At 72.8% G+C, this 17,952-nt stretch carries 13 protein-coding genes and 1 pseudogene; 9 read left to right on the top strand and 5 right to left on the bottom strand.

Annotated elements, in window-relative coordinates; translation table 11 throughout:
• Positions 1-57: 57 nt before the first annotated feature.
• From sucB to BMY89_RS23745, 5 genes and pseudogenes are all read left to right on the top strand, one after another.
• Complete coding sequence (gene sucB, locus BMY89_RS23760; RefSeq protein ID WP_092382284.1) at positions 58-1,869, top strand: 2-oxoglutarate dehydrogenase, E2 component, dihydrolipoamide succinyltransferase; 1,812 nt, start codon at positions 58-60, stop codon at positions 1,867-1,869.
• A gap of 96 nt (positions 1,870-1,965) precedes the next feature.
• A pseudogene (locus BMY89_RS31490) lies at positions 1,966-2,154 on the top strand (SbtR family transcriptional regulator); the annotation flags it as partial.
• A gap of 46 nt (positions 2,155-2,200) precedes the next feature.
• A complete protein-coding gene (locus BMY89_RS23755) occupies positions 2,201-3,526 on the top strand; it encodes a low temperature requirement protein A (protein ID WP_092382428.1) in 1,326 nt (441 codons plus the stop codon).
• 125 nt (positions 3,527-3,651) lie between these two features.
• Complete coding sequence (locus BMY89_RS23750) at positions 3,652-4,725, top strand: aldo/keto reductase (protein WP_092382283.1); 1,074 nt, start codon at positions 3,652-3,654, stop codon at positions 4,723-4,725.
• Between the two features lie 47 nt (positions 4,726-4,772).
• Complete coding sequence (locus BMY89_RS23745) at positions 4,773-5,672, top strand: TIGR01777 family oxidoreductase (protein ID WP_092382282.1); 900 nt, start codon at positions 4,773-4,775, stop codon at positions 5,670-5,672.
• Between the two features lie 100 nt (positions 5,673-5,772).
• On the opposite strand, the gene BMY89_RS23740 is transcribed toward BMY89_RS23745, so the two are convergent.
• Complete coding sequence (locus tag BMY89_RS23740) at positions 5,773-7,011, bottom strand: extracellular catalytic domain type 1 short-chain-length polyhydroxyalkanoate depolymerase (protein ID WP_092382281.1); 1,239 nt, start codon at positions 7,009-7,011, stop codon at positions 5,773-5,775.
• A 183-nt stretch (positions 7,012-7,194) separates the two neighbouring features.
• On the opposite strand from BMY89_RS23740, the gene BMY89_RS23735 reads away from it, so the two are divergent.
• Entirely contained in the window at positions 7,195-9,012 is a 1,818-nt protein-coding gene (locus BMY89_RS23735) for a DUF6311 domain-containing protein (RefSeq protein WP_092382280.1), read from the top strand.
• Positions 9,013-9,235: 223 nt separating this feature from the next.
• Complete coding sequence (lipB, locus tag BMY89_RS23730; RefSeq protein WP_092382279.1) at positions 9,236-9,880, top strand: lipoyl(octanoyl) transferase LipB; 645 nt, start codon at positions 9,236-9,238, stop codon at positions 9,878-9,880.
• 124 nt (positions 9,881-10,004) lie between these two features.
• Here the strand turns inward: lipB and aspS are convergent, their stop codons facing one another.
• Positions 10,005-11,291, bottom strand: a complete 1,287-nt coding sequence (aspS, locus tag BMY89_RS23725) for an aspartate--tRNA(Asn) ligase (RefSeq protein WP_092382278.1) — start codon at positions 11,289-11,291, stop codon at positions 10,005-10,007.
• Positions 11,292-11,793: 502 nt separating this feature from the next.
• On the opposite strand from aspS, the gene lipA reads away from it, so the two are divergent.
• Entirely contained in the window at positions 11,794-12,786 is a 993-nt protein-coding gene (lipA, locus tag BMY89_RS23720) for a lipoyl synthase (protein WP_092382277.1), read from the top strand.
• A 109-nt stretch (positions 12,787-12,895) separates the two neighbouring features.
• Here lipA and BMY89_RS23715 read toward each other — a convergent pair whose 3' ends face one another.
• Together BMY89_RS23715 and BMY89_RS30540 are read right to left on the bottom strand one after the other, a co-directional pair.
• Complete coding sequence (locus BMY89_RS23715; RefSeq protein WP_232521522.1) at positions 12,896-16,024, bottom strand: helix-turn-helix transcriptional regulator; 3,129 nt, start codon at positions 16,022-16,024, stop codon at positions 12,896-12,898.
• A gap of 68 nt (positions 16,025-16,092) precedes the next feature.
• Positions 16,093-16,239 carry a hypothetical protein gene (locus tag BMY89_RS30540; protein WP_170147687.1) on the bottom strand — a complete coding sequence of 49 codons (147 nt, stop codon included), beginning with the start codon at positions 16,237-16,239 and terminating at the stop codon, positions 16,093-16,095.
• A gap of 207 nt (positions 16,240-16,446) precedes the next feature.
• Between BMY89_RS30540 and BMY89_RS23705 the strand changes: the two genes are divergently transcribed.
• On the top strand, positions 16,447-17,136 hold the full coding sequence (locus BMY89_RS23705; protein WP_092382276.1) for a DUF4191 domain-containing protein: 690 nt from the start codon (positions 16,447-16,449) through the stop codon (positions 17,134-17,136).
• Positions 17,137-17,347: 211 nt separating this feature from the next.
• Here BMY89_RS23705 and BMY89_RS23700 read toward each other — a convergent pair whose 3' ends face one another.
• Positions 17,348-17,677 (bottom strand): RDD family protein, encoded by a 330-nt coding sequence (locus BMY89_RS23700; RefSeq protein ID WP_232521531.1) that lies wholly within the window; start codon positions 17,675-17,677, stop codon positions 17,348-17,350.
• Positions 17,678-17,952 lie beyond the last annotated feature (275 nt).

Here is a 17,952-nt window from a genome sequence, read left to right as displayed (position 1 = left end):
GGCGTCCGGCGACGGGCGATGATCCCCCCACCAGGGAAATGAAGGAGTCTGGAGAACATGCCGGTATCGGTCACCATGCCCCGGCTCGGTGAGAGCGTCACCGAGGGCACCGTCACGCGCTGGCTCAAGCAGGAGGGCGAGACCGTCGAGGTCGACGAGCCGCTGCTGGAGGTCTCCACCGACAAGGTCGACACCGAGATCCCGTCCCCCGCGGCCGGCGTGCTGACCCGGATCGTGGTGGGCGAGGACGAGACGGCTGAGGTCGGCAGCGAGCTGGCGGTGATCTCCGGCGAGGGCGAGTCGGCCGGCGGCGAGGCCGCCCCGCAGCAGCAGGAAGAGGCCCCAGCGGAGCAGGCCGCCGAGGCGGCCGAGCAGCCGCAGGCCGAGGCGGAGCAGCCGGCCGTCGAGGAGCCGGCCGAGCAGCCGGCCCAGGCCGCACCCGCGGCGTCGGGCGAGGGCACCCCGGTGCAGATGCCCGCGCTCGGTGAGAGCGTCACCGAGGGTACGGTCACCCGCTGGCTCAAGCAGGTCGGTGAGACCGTCGAGGTCGACGAGCCGCTGCTGGAGGTCTCCACCGACAAGGTCGACACGGAGATCCCCTCGCCGGTCGCCGGTACGGTCCTGGAGATCAAGGTCGCCGAGGACGAGACCGCCGAGGTCGGTGCCACGCTGGCCGTGGTCGGTGCCGCCGGCGGCGCCCCGGCCGAGGCGAAGCCGAAGCCGGAGCCGAAGCCCGAGCCGAAGGCGGAGGCCAAGCCCGAACCGAAGCCCGAACCGCAGGTGTCGGAGCCGACGCCGGGCATGTCGTACAACGAGCCGGCGGCGGAGGCCGAGACCTCGCCGGAGCCGGTCAAGGCGGAGCAGGCCGCGCAGCCGCCGACGCCGACTGCGGCTCCGGAGCGCGCCGCCGCACCCGCCGCCAACGGCGAGGCCGCCGGTTACGTCACCCCGCTGGTCCGCAAGTTGGCCGGCGAGCACAACGTGGACCTGGCCTCGGTCAACGGCACCGGCGTCGGCGGTCGGATCCGCAAGCAGGACGTGCTGGACGCGGCCGAGAAGGCCAAGGCGGCCAAGGCCGCCCCGGCCCCCGCGCAGCAGCCGGCCGCTGCCTCGGCCCGGGCCGCCGAGAAGCCGCAGCCGAGCACCAAGCGCGGCACCACCGAGAAGCTGCCCCGGATCCGCTCGGCAATCGCCAAGCGGATGCTCCAGTCGTTGCACGACATGGCGCAGCTCACCACGGTGATCGAGGTGGACGTCACCAAGGTCGCCAAGCTGCGGGCGCAGGCAAAGGACTCGTTCCTCCAGCGGCACGGCGTCAAGCTGTCGTTCCTGCCGTTCTTCGCCCTGGCGGCGATCGAGGCGCTGCAGGCCTACCCGATCGTCAACGCCAGCATGGATCTCGACGCCGGGACGATCACCTACCCGGACGCCGAGAACCTCGGCATCGCCGTGGACACCGAGCGGGGTCTGCTGGTGCCGGTCATCCACAACGCCGGTGACCTGAACCTGGGCGGCATCGCCAAGCGGGTCGCCGACCTGGCCGAGCGCACCCGGACCAACAAGATCAGCCCGGACGAGATCGCCGGTGCGACCTTCACGCTGACCAACACCGGCAGCCGGGGTGCCCTGTTCGACACCCCGATCGTGCCCTCGCCGCAGTCGGCGATGCTGGGCACGGGTGCCGTGGTCAAGCGTCCGGTCGTGGTGAACGACCCGGAGCTGGGAGAGGTGATCGCGGTACGCCAGATGGTCTACCTGGCCCTCTCGTACGACCACCGGCTGATCGACGGCGCCGACGCGGCCCGCTTCCTGGTCTCGGTCAAGGAGCGGCTGGAGGCCGGCAACTTCGAGGCCGAGCTGGGCCTGTAACCCACCGCCTCGGCAAAGGGCGCCCCGGGTCCACCCCGGGGCGCCCTTCCCTCTCCCCACGGGCTCCGCGATCTTGCACCTCGGTCGCCGCGCCGGGACCGGCTTCGCGCGGCCGTCGCCCGACTGCTCGAAGCGGGCCCGACGGCCGGCACGATCCGGCCCGACGTCGACCCCGGTGACGTACTCGGGGTGTCCCTGGCCACCGGCGTACGGGAGCAGCGTGACCAGGCACGACGGCTGCTCGACCTGCTGATGGACGGCCTGCGGTACCGCCCGCGGGGCTGATCCGAAACCCGCCTCCCGCCCGGGTGTGCGCTGCCAGACTCAGGCGATGGGCGACAGCGGCTGGCGGGGACGGTTGGGGCCGGCCGTCAGCATCGCGCCCGCCGCCCGGGTCGACAAGTTCGAGATCTTCTTCGACCTGGTCTTCGTCTTCTCGTTCTTCATCATCACCCGGGCCACCGCCGCGAACATCAACGGCCGGCAACTGCTGCACGCACTGCTCGTGCTCGCGGTGCTCTGGTGGTGCTGGGTGGTGCACACGGTGGTGGCGACCCGGGTCCGGATCGGCGAGGGTTTCGTGCCCGTGCTGATGGTCGTCGGGATGGCCGCGCTGTTCTGCTTCGCGCTCGCCCTGCCGCAGGCGTTCGGGGACCCGCAGACCAGCGAGGCCGGGCCGATGGTGGTGGCGATCAGTTACGTGGTGATCCGCGCCGTGCACCTGACCCTGTTCCTGCATATCGTCCGCGACAAGCCGGCGGAACGTCGGCAACTCCTGCGCTACGCCCCCGAGCTGGCCCTGAGCACCGTCCTGCTGCTGGTCGCCGCACTGCTGCCCGCGCACATTCCCCACACCGCCATGGCCGAGATCGTCCGGGACGCGCTCTGGGTGACCGTCGTCCTGCTCCAGTACGGAACGGGGCTGCTCGCCAAGACCTGGGGCTGGCAGGTGACCTCGGCGGAGCACTGGACCGAGCGGTACGACCTGATCCTGATCATCGCGCTGGGCGAGTCGGTGATCTCCGTCGGCGTCGGCAGCAACCTGCTCGGCCAGGCACCGACCTGGCCGGGGGTGACCGCCGCCGTGTTCGGGATCGTCTTCACCGCCGCCCTCTGGTGGGCGCACTACGACCTGGTCGGTCCGGCCGCCCGGATCGCCCTGCACTCCACCCTGGGTAGACGACGGGTGCTGATGGCCCGCGACGCGTACGCGTACCTCTACCTGCCGATGATCGCCGGGATCATCATGTTCGCCCTCGGCGCCGAGGGCATCGTGCACGACGTCGCCGAGCCCGGCGTGCCGGTCACCGAGCAGGCGGCCGGGCCGGACGTACCGCTGCTCTTCGGCGGGGTGTTCCTCTACCTGGCCGGGAACATGCTGTTCCAGCTGCGCACCCTGCACACCCTGTCCTGGCTGCGGCTCGGCACGCTGGGCGTGCTCGCCGCCAGCGTCCCGGTCGCCATGCTCCTGCCCGGGCTCGCCGCCCTCGGTCTGCTCACCGCGATCTGCGTCGGCATGATCGCCGCCGAGGTGGTGCTGATGTCCGAGGCCCGGCACGCGCTGCGCGCGGTCGTCCTCGAAGAACGAACCGCCTACGAGGCATACGAAGCGCAGTACCGCGCCCGCTGGCACGGCATGCCCCCCGGCACGACCTGACCGGACCGAGGCGCGGGCGAGTCATGGCACCACCGCCCGGGTGAGCGCTGATCCGACGAGTGGCGGGGAGCCCTGCCCGGGGTGCGCTTGACTTCGAGTGTGCTCGAAACGGGACGCTGGTCGCCATGACGACGACACGCGTACTGGGTCGCAGCGGGATCGAGGTCAGCGCGATCGGCATGGGGTGCTGGGCGATCGGCGGACCACTGTGGGGCGACGACAAGCAACCGTTGGGCTGGGGTGAGGTGGACGACGAGGAGTCGGTCCGGGCCGTCCACGCGGCGCTCGATCATGGGGTGACCCTCTTCGACACGGCCAGCAACTACGGTGCCGGGCACAGCGAGCGGGTGCTCGGCCGGGCCCTCGCCGGCCGCCGGGACCGGGTGGTGATCGCCACCAAGTTCGGCTTCACCTCCGACGAGGCGACCCGCCGGGCTACCGGCGAGGACCATCGGCCCGAGTACGCGGTGGCCAGCCTGGAGGCGTCGCTGCGTCGGCTCGACACCGATCACGTCGACCTGTACCAACTCCACCTCAACGACCTTGCCCCGACGCTCGCGCTCGACCTGGTCGACACGCTGGAGGCCCTGGTCAGCAAGGGCAGGATCCGGGCGTACGGGTGGAGCACCGACGATCCCGTCTCGGCGGCGGTCTTCGCGGCTTCCGCCCCGCACTGCACGGTGATCCAGCACGAGCAGTCGGTGCTGCGGGACAACGCCGAGATGCTGGCGGTCTGCGAGTCCCACGACCTCGGCAGTATCGCCCGGGGGCCCCTGGCGATGGGGCTGCTCACCGCGGCGACCCGGAGGCTCGGCGCGGACGACGTGCGGGGCCGGGCACCGGAGTGGCTGCCCTGGTTCGCCGACGGTCGACCGGCTCCGCAGTGGGCGCAGCGGGTGGCCCGGGTCCGCGCCGCGCTCACCTCCGACGGCCGTACCCTCGCCCAGGGCGCGCTCGGCTGGCTGCTGGCCCGCAGCCCCCGTACGGTGCCGATCCCCGGCTTCCGGACGGTGACCCAGGTCGAGGAGAACGTCGGTGTGCTGGCCCATGGCCCGCTGCCCGATGACGCCTACGCCGAGGTCGAGCTGCTCCTGTCGGACCTGCGCCCGGCCACCGCCGGGCAGCTGCCAGCGGACCTGCGCCCGGCCACCGCCGGGCACCCGCCGGAGGACCTGCGCCCGGCCGGCGCGGGGGCGTAACGGCCTCGACCGGGCCGAGCCGCCGCGCGTACCCGAAGATGTAGGGCATGCGGATCCTCATGGCCGGCGCGTCCGGCTTCCTCGGCACCCGGCTGGTCGACCTGCTCGTCGCCGACGGGCACCAGGTGACCCGGCTGGTACGACGGCCGCCACGCGCCGTCGACGAGCGGCAGTGGTCGCCGTCGGCGGCGCAGTTGGACCCGGCGCTGGTTGCCGAGTCCGACGCGGTGGTCAACCTGGCCGGCGCCGGAGTCGGCGACCGGCGCTGGAACGACCGGTACAAACAGCTCATCCGGTCGAGTCGGGTTGACACCACCAGCACCCTGGCCACCACGATCGCCGGGTTGCCGGCGGCCGACCGGCCCGAGGTGCTGGTGAACTCCTCGGCGATCGGCTGGTACGGCAACACCGGCGACCGGGTGGTCGAGGAGGACGCGCCGGCCGGTGAGGGCTTTCTCGCCGACGTGTCCCGGGTGTGGGAGGCGGCCACCCGGCCGGCCGAGGACGCCGGGGTACGGGTGGTGCGGCTGCGTACCGGGCTGCCGCTGCACCGTGACGGCGGGCTGCTCAAACCGCAGTTGCTGCCGTTCCGGCTGGGCATCGCCGGCCGGCTCGGTAGTGGGCGGCAGTGGATTCCGTGGATCTCGATGACCGACTGGCTGAACGCGACCACCTTCCTGCTCGCCCGCGCCGACCTGGCCGGCCCGGTGAACGTGGTGGGTCCGGCGCCGGTCACCAACGCCGAGTTCACCCGCGAGTTGGCGCGCCAACTGAACCGCCCGGCGGTGATCCCGATCCCGACCCTGGCCCTGAAGGTGGCCCTCGGCGGCTTCGCCCAGGAGGCCCTCACCAGCACCCGGGTACTGCCCGGCGTGCTCAACCGGGCCGCCTTCAGCTTCCGCCACCCCGATCTCCCCACCGCCCTGCACGCCGCCCTGCACGACTGACGCCAGCTCGCCCGATGCGGTTGACCATGAGGTTGGCGGCGAAGACGATCTCCAGAACTGCCGCCAACCTCATGACCGACGAGGGATGCCGGGGGGCGAGTCAGCAGCCGATCACCCAGTGGTTGGCGGCGGTCTGACGCAGGGTGCTGGTGTAGAAGGTGTTGTAGAGGCCCATCCGCTGGTTGGAGCCGTTGGCGTAGGCGTAGCCGGCGGAGTGGTAGGCGCGGCCCGCGGTGACGTGGGCGTAGTTGCTGGCGGTGATGCAGGTGGGGGCGCCGGTGGGGGTCGGCGACGCGGTGGGAGTCGGGGTGGGGCTCGCGGTGGGGCTGGGCGACGCCGTCGGGGTCGGGGTGGGGGTCACGCCGCCGTCGAGGCCGAAGAAGAGCGCGTCGCGGTACGTCGAGCAGATGGTGTCCAGGAAGTACGCCGCAGCGGTGCCGCACTGGTCCGCGCCGGTCCCCGGGTCGACCGGGGTGCCGTGGCCCATGCCGGAGACCCGGTAGACCCGCACCACGTCGTTGCCGTACACCTCCAGGCTGGTGCCCGACGGCAGTTGCGCGGTGCTGGTGGGGGTCTGCGCCACGCCGAGCACGTTGGTCCACTGGTCGCGGGACTCGGTGGCGTTGGCCACCGCCACCGTGTAGTCGGCGGCGCCGTGCCAGACGGCCACCTTCGGGCGTGGACCGGAGTAGCCGGAGTACGCGCTGCGCACCAGGTCGCCCCACTGCGCCGGAGTCTTGTCCACGCCCGGGCTCATGCACGAGAACGCGTTGAGCATGCTGGTGGCACAGCGGTACGGGATGCCCGCGATGACCGAGCCACCGGCGAACACGTCCGGGTAGGTGGCGAGCATGGTGGCGCTCATCGCTCCGCCACCCGACAGCCCGCTGACGTACACCCGGTTGGCGGCCGTGCCGTAGTTGGCTCGGGCGTGGTCGACCATCTGCTTGATCGACAGCGCCTCGCCCTGGCCGCGGGCGGTGTCGCCGGTCTCGAACCAGTTGAAGCAGGCGCTGGAGTTGTTGGCGGACCGCTGCTCGGGCACGATCAGCGCGAACTTCCACTGATCGGCGTACTTCCGCCACCCGGAGTTGGTGAAGTAGCCGGTGGCGTTCTGGGCGCAGCCGTGCAGCAACACTACGGCGGGGGCGCCGGAGGGCAGGTTGTCCGGCCGGTAGGCGTACATGGCGAGGTTGCCGGGGTTGGAGCCGAAGCTGCTGACCTGGGTCAGCGAGGCGGCCTGGGCGGGAGCGGCGACGGCCACGAGTGCGGTGGCGGCCAGGACCAGCCCGGCCAGCACACCGGCGAGCCGGCCGCGGACGGTACGAGTTCGGCGCACAGGGAGCCTCCTGGATGATGTGAGCTGAGTCACCAACAATTGCCGCGACGTTACGCAGATGTGTCATACCTATGACATGGCGGCGGTTCACACATTCGTCGATGTCCAGGTGTGGGCTCCTCGACCAGCGCATGCACCGGGAAGGTGCAAGCGTGTCCCGGTACGGTTGGTAACGTCCGCTAGGTGCCCACCTCCGCGTCCCTGGCCTCCGCGCCCGCCTCGCCGCCACGTGTCACCCGCGACCGTCGCGCCGACCTGACCGTGGCGCTGGTCGCGCTGGCACTCGCCGTCTGGGTGACCAGCGGGCTGTGGATCGACCCGAACGGGCGCGCGATCACGGTCAACTCCAGCGACCAGGCGCTCTTCGAATGGCTGCTGGCCTTCGGCGGCCACGCGGTCACCCACGGGGACAACCCGCTCTTCACCTACCTGATCAACGTTCCGGACGGGGTGAACCTCGCGGTCAACACCTCGATCACGGTGTACGCGGTGGTCTTCGCCCCGCTGACGTACCTGATCGGCCCGCCGGCCACCTTCCTGGTGATCCTGACCCTCAACCTGGCCGCGACCGCCGTCGCCTGGTACTGGCTGCTCTCCCGACACCTGGTCCGCAGCCCGCTCGCGGCCGCTATCGGCGGGCTGTTCATCGGCTTCTCCCCCGGCATGGTCTCGCACGCCAACGCCCACCTGAACTGGACCGCCGGCTGGCTGGTGCCGCTGCTGGTGTGGCGGGTCTTCGCACTGCGCCGGCCGGGACACTGGCTACGCGACGGCGTCATCCTCGGTGTGCTCGTCGCGATCGCCTTCTCCATCGCCGCGGAGGGGCTGTTCTTCACCGCGCTGGCGCTCGGTCTCTTCGTCGCCGTGTGGGCGCTGCACCCCGCCAACCGGGTGCAGGCCCGGGCCGTACTGCCGTCGTTCCTGCGCGGGCTCGCGGTGACCGCGGTCGTCGCCGGGGTGCTGCTGGCCTACCCACTCTGGCTGCACTTCGCCGGTCCGCAGCGGTTCCACGGCACCGGCTTCGACGCGGTGATCCACTCCGAGGACATCGCGGCGTACGCCGCCTATCCGCGCCGCTCGCTGGCCGGTGAGGCGGGGTTCGGCACCTCACTGGCGCCGAATCCCACCGAGGAGAACTCGTTCTTCGGGCTGCCGCTGCTGGTCCTCGCCGTCGGCTGCTTCGTGCTGGTGTGGCAACGCGCCGACGCGCGCCGCCGGGCCACCCTGTGGGCGCTGGGAGTCGTCGCGCTGGTCTTCGCCGCGCTCTCCTTCGGACCGGTGGCCAAGGTCGACGGGGACCGTACCGACCTGCCGATGCCCTTCGACCTGTTCGGGCAACTGCCGGTGGTGAACGCCGCGCTGCCCGCCCGGTTCGCGCTGGTGGTGACGCCGGTGATCGGCCTGCTGCTGGCGTACGCGATAGACCAGCTACGCCGGCGCCCACCGTCGGGGAAGGTCGCGGTGGCCTGGACGGTCGGCTTCGCGGTGGCGTTGGTGCCGCTGTTCCCGACACCGCTGCTGACCAGCGAACGTGAGCCGATCCCCCGCTTCATCACCTCCGGGGCCTGGCGGGACCACGTCTCCCCGGGCGGGGTGCTGACCCCCGCGCCGCTCGCCCTCGACGTCTACCCCGACGGCCAGCGCTGGCAGGCGTACGCGCTGGCGAACCGGCAGGGTGAGTTCGCCATCCCGTCCGGGTTCTTCCTCGGCCCCGGCGGCCCCGACGACCGGGGCCGGATCGGGCCGGTGCCGCGCCCCTTCGGCGCGCTGCTGGACCAGGCCGCCCGCAGCGGCCTGCCGCCGATCGTCACCGAGGGCACCCGCGAGGAGGTACGGGCGGACCTGGAGCACTGGCGGATCGAGACGGTGGTGCTGCCCGACGCCGTGCACGGCGCGAAGTGGCCGGTCGACGAGGACGCCATCCGACGGACCCTGATCATGCTGTTCGGAGAGCCGGAGCGGGTCGAGGACGTCTGGCTCTGGCGGGTCCAGGAGGGCTGAGCGGGCCGGTCCTGCGGCTCAGTGGGCCGGGTTTGTCGCCTCAGCGGGCCGGGCCTGCCAGCCCAGCGGGCCGGGCCTGCCAGCCCAGCGGGCCGGGCCTGCCAGCTCAGCGGGCCGGGCCTGCCAGCCCAGCGGGCCGGGCGGGTCGGGCCGGCCGGGTCGGGTCGGGTGGTGAGCCGGCTCACCACAGGTGACCAGCCGGTACCGGACTAGGCTGAATGCCGTGACCACGACGACCTCCGGCCTGACGGCCATCCGTGCCGGCGTCCTCGACTACGCCGCCGCCTGGGACGAGCAGCGCCGCCTGCACGAGGCGGTCGTGGCCGGCGCGAGCGGTGGCACCGTGCTGCTGTTGGAACACCCGAGCGTCTACACCGCCGGCAAGCGCACCGAGGCATGGGACCGCCCGGTCGACGGCACCCCGGTCGTCGACGTGGACCGCGGCGGGAAGATCACCTGGCATGGCCCCGGGCAGCTGGTCGGCTACCCGATCCTGCGCCTGCCCGACCCGGTCGACGTGGTCGCCTACGTGCGCCGGGTCGAGCAGTTGCTGATCGACGTGTGCGCCGAGGTCGGCCTGACCGCGGGCCGGGTCGAGGGCCGCAGCGGGGTCTGGGTACCGGCCGACGAGCGGGGGCCGGCACGCAAGGTCGCCGCCATCGGCATCCGGGTCGCCCGTGGCGTCACCCTGCACGGCCTCTCCATCAACTGCGACTGCGACCTGACGTACTTCGACCGGATCGTGCCGTGCGGCATCTCCGACGCGGGCGTCACCTCGCTCACCGCCGAGCTGGGCCGCCCGGTCACCGTGGCCGACGTACTCCCGGTCGTCGAACGCCACCTCCCCACCCTCCTCCCCACCCCCTAACACCCCGGCCGCGCCCGGCCGCGCCAGCCGTGTTGATCAAGAAGTTTGCGTCAGAAATTCGCCATGTACCCGACGCAAACTTCTTGATCAACTCCCGTGTTTCGGGTGGATGCGCGCTGAGGGTTCAGGGGGTCAGCCGGTGCAGGTCGCGGGGGAAGGCGGTTACCTCGCGGATGTTGGGCGCGCCGGTCAGACGGGCGACGAAGCGCTCCAGGCCGATGGCGAAGCCGCCGTGCGGTGGCATGCCGTGACGGAACGCCTCGACGTACCCGGCGTACGGCTCGACCGGCTCGCCGCGAGCGGCCAGCGCCGCCAGATAGTCGGCGTGCCGGTGCAGCCGCTGCCCGCCGGTGACCAGCTCCAATCCCCGGAACAGCAGGTCGAAGCCGTTCGAGTAGCCCGGCCGGGCCGGGTCCGGGTGGGTGTAGAAGGGCCGCTTGGCCATCGGGTACCCGGTGACGAAGAGAAACTCGGACCGGTGTTCGCGTCGTGCCCACTCGCCGAGCGCGCGCTCGTGAGCGGGAGCCAGGTCCGGTTCGTCGGCGGGTGCCCCGGCGATCCGCAGCGCGTCGGCGAAGTGCACCGACGGGATCTGCGTCGGCACGGCCGGCAGTTGCGCCCCGAGCGCGGCCAACGCCTCGCCGGCCCGGCCGCCGACCGCGTCGAGCATCCCGGCGAGGGTGTCCCGCAACACGACCATCACGTCCCGGTGGTCGGCGACAAAGCCCAGCTCGGCGTCGAGCGAGGTGTACTGCGCCAGATGCCGTACGGTGTCGTGCGGTTCGGCTCGGAACACCGGCCCGACCTCGTAGACGCGCTCGAAGACGCCGACCATGAGCTGCTTGTAGAACTGCGGTGACTGGGCCAGGTACGCGGGCCGCCCGAACCAGTCCAGCGCGAAGACGTTCGCCCCGCTCTCGGTGGACGAGGCGACCACCTTCGGCGTGTGGATCTCCACGAACCGCCGGGTGTCGAGCGCGGCCCGGAAGCCGGCCACCGCCGCCGCCGAGATCCGTAGCGCGGCCGATCGGCTCGGGTGCCGCAGCGCCACGGGCGCGTTGTCCAACTGGGTGGACAGGCCGGCGCCGAGGACAGGCCGGTAGAGGTCGAACGGGGGCGGTGCGGCGGGCGGGCCGAGCGGACGTACCACCGGGTCGGTCAGCTCGACCCCGGCGGGCGCCGCGGCGTTCACGACCACCGTGGCCACCACCTCGACGACGGTCTCCTCGGGCAGCGCCTCGACCGCCGCTCGGACCACCGGGTCGGTGACCACCACCTGGGCGAGGCCGGCGGAGTCCCGGACGATCAGGAAGGCCACCGACTTGAGCAGTCGGCGGCGGTGCACCCAGCCCGCGATACGGACGGTACGGCCGGTGTGCGGGACGAGTTGGTCGGACAGGATGCGTTGCACGGTGGGCTGCTCCTCGGTCGATCGCGACGCCGCACCCCTCGGGTGCGAAGCGTCGCCTCGGCCCCGGGAGGTGTGGGCGAGCGGGAACCTCGCGGTGCCACCACACCTTCGCCCCCGCATCGGCAGGGGCCTCGTTCGTCGCCTTTTCACCGGGGCCAGCCGGGCGGGCTCTACTGGGCGCGGGTGTTAACAGGGGGCCCCTGCTCTACCGCAGGCGTTACAAGGGGGCCCTTCCTAACACCGCACGCCGTTCTTCCCGCAGCTCGGGAGGGTCTTCGCGGCCCGGCGCCAGACCGCCTCGCAGCAACCGGCGGCTCTCTTGAACTGGCGGATCGGGGCGCTACTCGGCTCCGTCGTCGCTCTCGGTCGGCACGCTAACACCCGGCCGGCTCCTCCTGTTACGTGTTTTTCCTGCCCTCGGTGTCCGGCGTCACAGAGTTTCCGGGGTGACGGCCGTCGCCCGTCGTTCATCGACCGCCACCATCCGGCGTAGGCTCGTTTTGTGACGATCGAGCACTCCGCGCCGACGACCGGCCAGGCCGCGCGTACCGCGACGCCCCTACCGGAGGGGCGCCGGCTGCTGCGGATCGAGGCCCGCAACGCCGAGACGCCGATCGAGCGCAAACCGCCGTGGATCAAGGTCAAGGCCAAGATGGGCCCGGAGTACACCCAGCTGCGTGGGCTGGTCGCCCGCGAGGGTCTGCACACGGTGTGCCAGGAGGCCGGCTGCCCCAACATCTACGAATGTTGGGAGGACCGCGAGGCGACCTTCCTCATCGGCGGTGACCAGTGCACCCGCCGCTGCGACTTCTGCCAGATCGACACCGGCAAGCCGGCCGAATTCGACGCCGACGAGCCGCGCCGGGTCGCCGAGTCGGTGGTGTCGATGGGGCTGCGGTACGCCACCATCACCGGCGTCGCCCGCGACGACCTGCCCGACGGCGGGGCCTGGCTGTACGCCGAGACCGTCCGGCAGATCCACGCCCTGCAGCCCGGCTGCGGTGTCGAACTGTTGATCCCCGACTTCAACGCCGTACCCGAGCAGCTCGCCGAGGTCTTCGGCGCCCGGCCCGAGGTGCTGGCGCACAACGTCGAGACGGTGCCGAGGATCTTCAAGCGGATCCGTCCGGCGTTCCGCTACGAGCGCTCGCTGGATGTCATCCGGCAGGCCCGCGAGGCCGGCCTGGTGACCAAGAGCAACCTGATCCTGGGCCTGGGCGAGGAGCGCGCCGAGATCTCCCAGGCGCTGCGTGACCTGCACGCCGCCGGCTGCGAGCTGATCACCATCACGCAGTACCTGCGCCCCTCGCCCCGGCACCACCCGGTGGAGCGCTGGGTGAAGCCGGAGGAGTTCGTCGAGCTGAGCGCCGAGGCCGAGGAGATCGGCTTCGCCGGGGTGATGAGCGGCCCCCTGGTCCGCTCGTCCTACCGCGCCGGCCGCCTCTACCAGCAGGCCCTCGCCGCCCGCCAAACCGTCGCCCTCCCCACCCCCTGACCCCACCCGCCCGGCTCGGCGATCATGCAGTTGTGGTCGCCGTTCTGCGGCGTGCGCGGCATATGCACCGACCAGACCTCCAAGATCGGCGGGGCTGGGGCGGTGGGGGTCAGGACGGGTTGGTGAGGAGGTTCAGGCGGTGGGCCACGGCGGCGGCCTCCACCCGGTTGGTCACGTCCAGCTTCGCGATGATCCGGGAGACGTGCACGCTGGCCGTCTTGGGCGAGATGAACAACTGCTCGGCGATACGGCTGTTGCTGTGCCCCTCGGCGACCAGCCGCAGCACCTCCCGCTCCCGCCCGGTCAACAGGTCAGCGCCCGGACGGCCCCGGCCCGCGCCGCGTAGCCCGACCCGCCGGGCCAGGGTCGCCGCCCGCTCGGCGAGCCGGATCGCGCCGAGTCCGTCGGCGAGCGCGATCGCCTCGCTCACCGCCGCCACCACCTCGTCCCGCTCCCCCGCACCGGCCGCCCTCTCGGCGTACGCCAGCAGCGTCCTCGCCAGCGCGGCCGGTTGGCCGGCGGTCCGCCAGGCCGCGACCGCCGCCCGCCCGGCGTCGAGCGGATCGGTGCCGGGCGCCACCGTGGCCGCGACCTCGGCGGCGTACGCAAGCTCGGCCGGAAAACGGGCCGGTACGGTGCCGGCCAACGCGGCGACCTCGGCGGCGAGCGCCTCGTCGCCGGTGTGCCGGGCGACCTCGGCCTGGGCGGCGAGCACCGGCCAGCCGTAGCGGGGATAGTCGGCGACCGCCGGATCGACCAGGCTCACCTGGGCGGCCCTGCGTGCCTCGTCCCGATCGTCGGCGACGAGCGCCGCCGCCAGGCGCAACTGGTGCAACGGGAGCCGGTTGTGTGGGTGCAGGTACGGCTTGGTCAGGAAACTCAGCGCCCGACCGACCGTCTCGTCGGCGCGGGGATCACCCTGGGCCAGCCGCAGCACCGCCCGCAGTTGCAGCCAGTGCAGCCCCGAGACGCCGGGCGGGTCGAGGCGGGCCGCCTCTGCGCACACCTGGTCGGCCTCCGTCCAGCGGCCCAGCGCCAGCAGCGCCTCCGCACGGTTGGAGAGCAGGTACGCACCGGTGGAGCGGCTGATGCCGACTCGGCGCGCCTCGGTGACCCCGTCGGCGGCGGCCCGCGCCGACTCCTCGTAGCGGCCCAGTTCGAAGAGCACGTCGGAGATGTGCACCAGCGCACTGACCAGGGCGGGTACCTCTCCGGCGGCCCGGGCCAGCGCCTCGCACCGGCGTAGCTCGGCGAGCCCGAGATCCGGCTCGCCGTCCCGACGCCGCAGCACCGCGAGTTGCACCGGCAGCAGCGCGCAGTCGGTACCGACGGCCTGCGCCGCCGCCACCACCTCGGCGGCGATCCGGGCCCCGTCGGCGTGGTCGATGCGGGCCAGGTGGTCGGCGAGGTCGGCGAGCAGCCGCAGCCGCTCCGGGCCGTCCGGCACCCCCGCCACCAGCCGGTACGCCTCCCGCAGCTCGACCGCGCCGTCGCTCTTGCCGAGCATGGCCAGCATCCGGCCGCGGCGGTCCAACAGCCGCGCCCCGCGCAGCGGCTGCGCCTCGCTGTCCACCTCGGCCAGCGCGGCCCGGGTCAGGGTCAACGCGCGCTGGTAGTCACCGGCGGTGGTCGCCGCGGTCAGCGTCTCCTCCAGCACCGCCAGGTGGTCCATGCCGAGCCGGTCGGCCGCGTCGGGCACCAGCTCCCACAGCTCCAGCACCCGTTCCAGCAGTCGGGTCTGCTCCGCGTACGCGTACCGGTCGCGGGCGGCGCGGGCGGCCACCCGGGCGGTCACCAGGGCCCGGGGATGATCGTGGGCGGCGTACCAGTGATGGGCGATCTCGGCCGGGGCCCGGCCGGCGGCGACGAGGTGCGGCTGGGCCTCGACGGCGGCGGCGAACCGGGCGTGCAGGCGGGCGTGCTCGCCGGGCAGCAACTCGTCGTGGACGGCCTCGCGGACCAGCGCGTGCCGGAACTCGTAGTCACCATCCGGGTCGGCGACCAGCAGTTGGGCGGTGACGGCGGCCCGCAGGGCGTCGTCCAGCTCCGGCTCGGGCAGCCCGGCGACCTCGGCGAGCAGTTGGTGGGTCAGTCGGTTACCGCCGGCCGCCGCGATCCGCAGCACCCGCTGGGCCGACTCGGGCAGCCGGTCCACCCGGGCGAGCAGCAGGTCCCGCAGGGTGTCCGGCAGCGCGGCACAGCCGATCGGGCTGCCGGCCGCCGCCAGCTCCTCGATGAACAGCGGGTTGCCCTGGGTACGGTCGTGGATGTCGTCGACCGCCCGGGCACCCGGCTCGGTGCCGAGCAGCCCGGCGAGCACCGCACCGGTGCCGTCCCGGTCCAGCCTGGCCAACTCGAGCCGGTCGACGCCCCGATCCCGGTCCAGCTCGGCCAGGAAGGGCCGCAGCGGGTGGCCCCGGTGCAGCTCGTCGGTGCGGTAGGTGCAGACCAGCAGCAGGCGGCCGGTGCGGGCAGCTCGCACCAGGAAGCCGATCAGGTCGCGGGTCGACCGGTCGGCCCAGTGCAGATCCTCGATAACCAGCACCAGCGGCCGCTCCGCCGCGAGCCGACCGAACAGCTGGGCGACCAGGTCGAACAGGTAGCCGCGAGGGGCGTCCGAGACGGTGGCGGCGGGCGTGACGGTACCGGGAGACACCCGGGCCAGCTCCGGCAGCAGGCGGGCGAACTCGGCCTCGTACCCGTCGAAGACGCCGACGCCGTCGCGGCGTAGCACCGCGCGCAGCGCCGCGGCGAACGGGGCGAACGGCAGGCCGGCCTCACCGAGTTCGAGGCACTGGCCGACCAGTACGCGGGCGGTGTCGCCCGCCGACCGGCCGAACTCCTCCAGCAGCCGGGTCTTGCCGACCCCGGCCTCGCCGCCGACCAGCACGGTGGCGGGTTCCCCGGCGCGGGCGCGGGCGAGCGCCTCACCCAGCCGGGTCAGCTCACCCTGTCGGCCGACGAGCATGGTGCTGCTGGTACGGGGATTCACGGCACCGAGCATGCCACGCCCCGTCGCGGCGCCGTCCCCGCCGACCGGGCCGTCCCCGCCGACCGGGCCGTCCCCGCCGACCGGGCCGTCCCCGCCGACCGGGCCGTCCCCGCCGACCGGGCCGTCCCCGCCGACCGGGCCGTCCCCGCCGACCGGGCCGTCCCCGCCGACCGGGCCGTCGCCGGAGCCGGGCGGGGTCGCCTCCGCCCCGCCCAGCGGGTGTCCTGCCGAGCCGGCTCCGACCACGTCGCTCCTCCCGAGTTCGTTAACAGGGGGCCCTTCCTCTACACCAGGCGATAAGAAGGGGCCCTTCCTTACCTCTCACGGCGGCGACTCAGCCAGCCCCGCGCCGAGCGGCGGGGCAGCGTCCGGGCGAGCCGGTCGCGGGCGGCCTCGGCGCGCAGCTCGGCCGAGTGCGTGCGGTGGTAGGCGAGAAGGAAGTTGGCGTCGTTGCTGAACATGTCGGGCTCCTGCGGGTCGTCATCATCTGGTGACTTCGACTCTGCTCGCGAAGGTGCCGACGGGGCATTGGGGGCAGCGCCTGATCTGTGCCCGCTCGTCCGCCTTACACCCGGCCCGACGAAGCGCTGAGGCGGCGTAAGGTACTCAGTCGGCCGAGGACCGGGCGCGGATCAACGGTGCGGCGGGCGACCACTAGACTCGACGCCATGGCAAAGCCCCAGGAGAAGGTCTCGTTCGGCCAGCGGCTGAAGCAGATCGGGTTGGTGTTCCGGTTCACCGCCAAGCAGGACAGGTGGTTCGCGCCGATGGCCACCGGCGCGGTGCTGATCCCGCTCGCGCTGACCGTGGTCGCGGTCATGCTCTGGGGCTGGCTGTGGTTGCCGCTGGGCATCCTGTTCGCCCTGCTCTTCCTGCTGATCGTGCTGAACCTCCGGTCCAACCGGGCGATGATGAACGCCGCCGAGGGCCAGCCGGGCGCCGCCGCGCAGATCATGGAGAACATGCGGGGCGACTGGCGGGTCTCTCCCGCCGTCAGCTCGACCACCCAGATGGACATGGTGCACCTGGTCATCGGCCGGCCGGGCGTGATCCTGCTGGCCGAGGGGGACCCGCAGCGGGTACGCGGGCTGCTCGGCCAGGAGAAGCGCCGGCTCGCGAAGGTGATCGGCAACGCCCCGCTCTACGACTACGTGATCGGGCAGGACGAGGGCGAACTGCCGATCCGCAAGCTGCGGATGACGCTGATGCGGCTGCCGCGCAACCTCAACGGCAAGGACGTCAACTCCCTGGACAAGCGCCTCAAGGCCCTCACCGCCCGTCCCCAGATGCCCAAGGGCGCCATCCCCAAGAACCTCCGCCCACCCCGCGGCGCCTTCCGCCAGTCCCGCGGCCGCTAACTCCTCCCCCTCCCTCCCCACACCCCAGCGCCAGCGCCAGCGCCAGCGATCATGCAGTTGTGGTTGCCTTTTTGCCGGTTTTCTCACGGTATGTTCGGTGCCACAACTGCATGATCGCGCACGCGTGGGCGGTGCGGGGGCGCGGTGGGGTGGGTGGGGAGCGGCCCGGTGGGGGCGGTCCGGTGGGGCGGTCCGGTGGGGGGTGGCCCGGTCAGGTGGGGGTGATGACTGAGCCGGTCAGGCGGTCGTGCAGGCCGCGCCGGTGCCGGTCCATCAACAGCGCGGGGACGACCAGGGCCAGCAGCACGCCGCGCAGCAGGGCGCGGAGCAGGCCGATCCGGCCGCCGTCGGTCCAGTCGACGCAGCGGATCCGGGTCAGGTACATGCCGGGGGTCTGGGCGAACAGGCCGAGGAAGAAGCCGTACGCCACGATCAGCACGACCACCGGCGCCCAGGCGTCCCGGGTGGGGCTGGCGAACAGGCCCGACGCGAGCAGGCAGAGAATCCAGTCGATGACCAGGGCCCCGAACCGCCGACCCAGGTCGGCCGGGGTGAATTCGGGGTCCGCGGCGGGTGGCGGTGGACGGTGCGGCTGGGCGGTCACAACGGGCAAGCCTAGTCAGCACCGACGGCCGCACCGGGCCCAGCCCCGAACGCACCGGGCCCCGACCCGACCGCGACACCACCGCATGGCCCGACCCGCGCGACACCGATCGCCCGACCCGACCCGCGACACCACCGCTTGCCCCCGACCCGCGACACCACCGCTTGCCCCCGACCCGCGACACCACCGCTTGCCCCCGACCCGCGACACCA

The organism is Micromonospora phaseoli (genome assembly GCF_900109115.1).
Classification (GTDB): Bacteria; Actinomycetota; Actinomycetes; order Mycobacteriales; family Micromonosporaceae; genus Micromonospora; species Micromonospora phaseoli.
The sequence above is the reverse complement of the archived record's forward strand: the minus strand, read 5'-3'. Positions and strand labels throughout refer to the sequence as shown.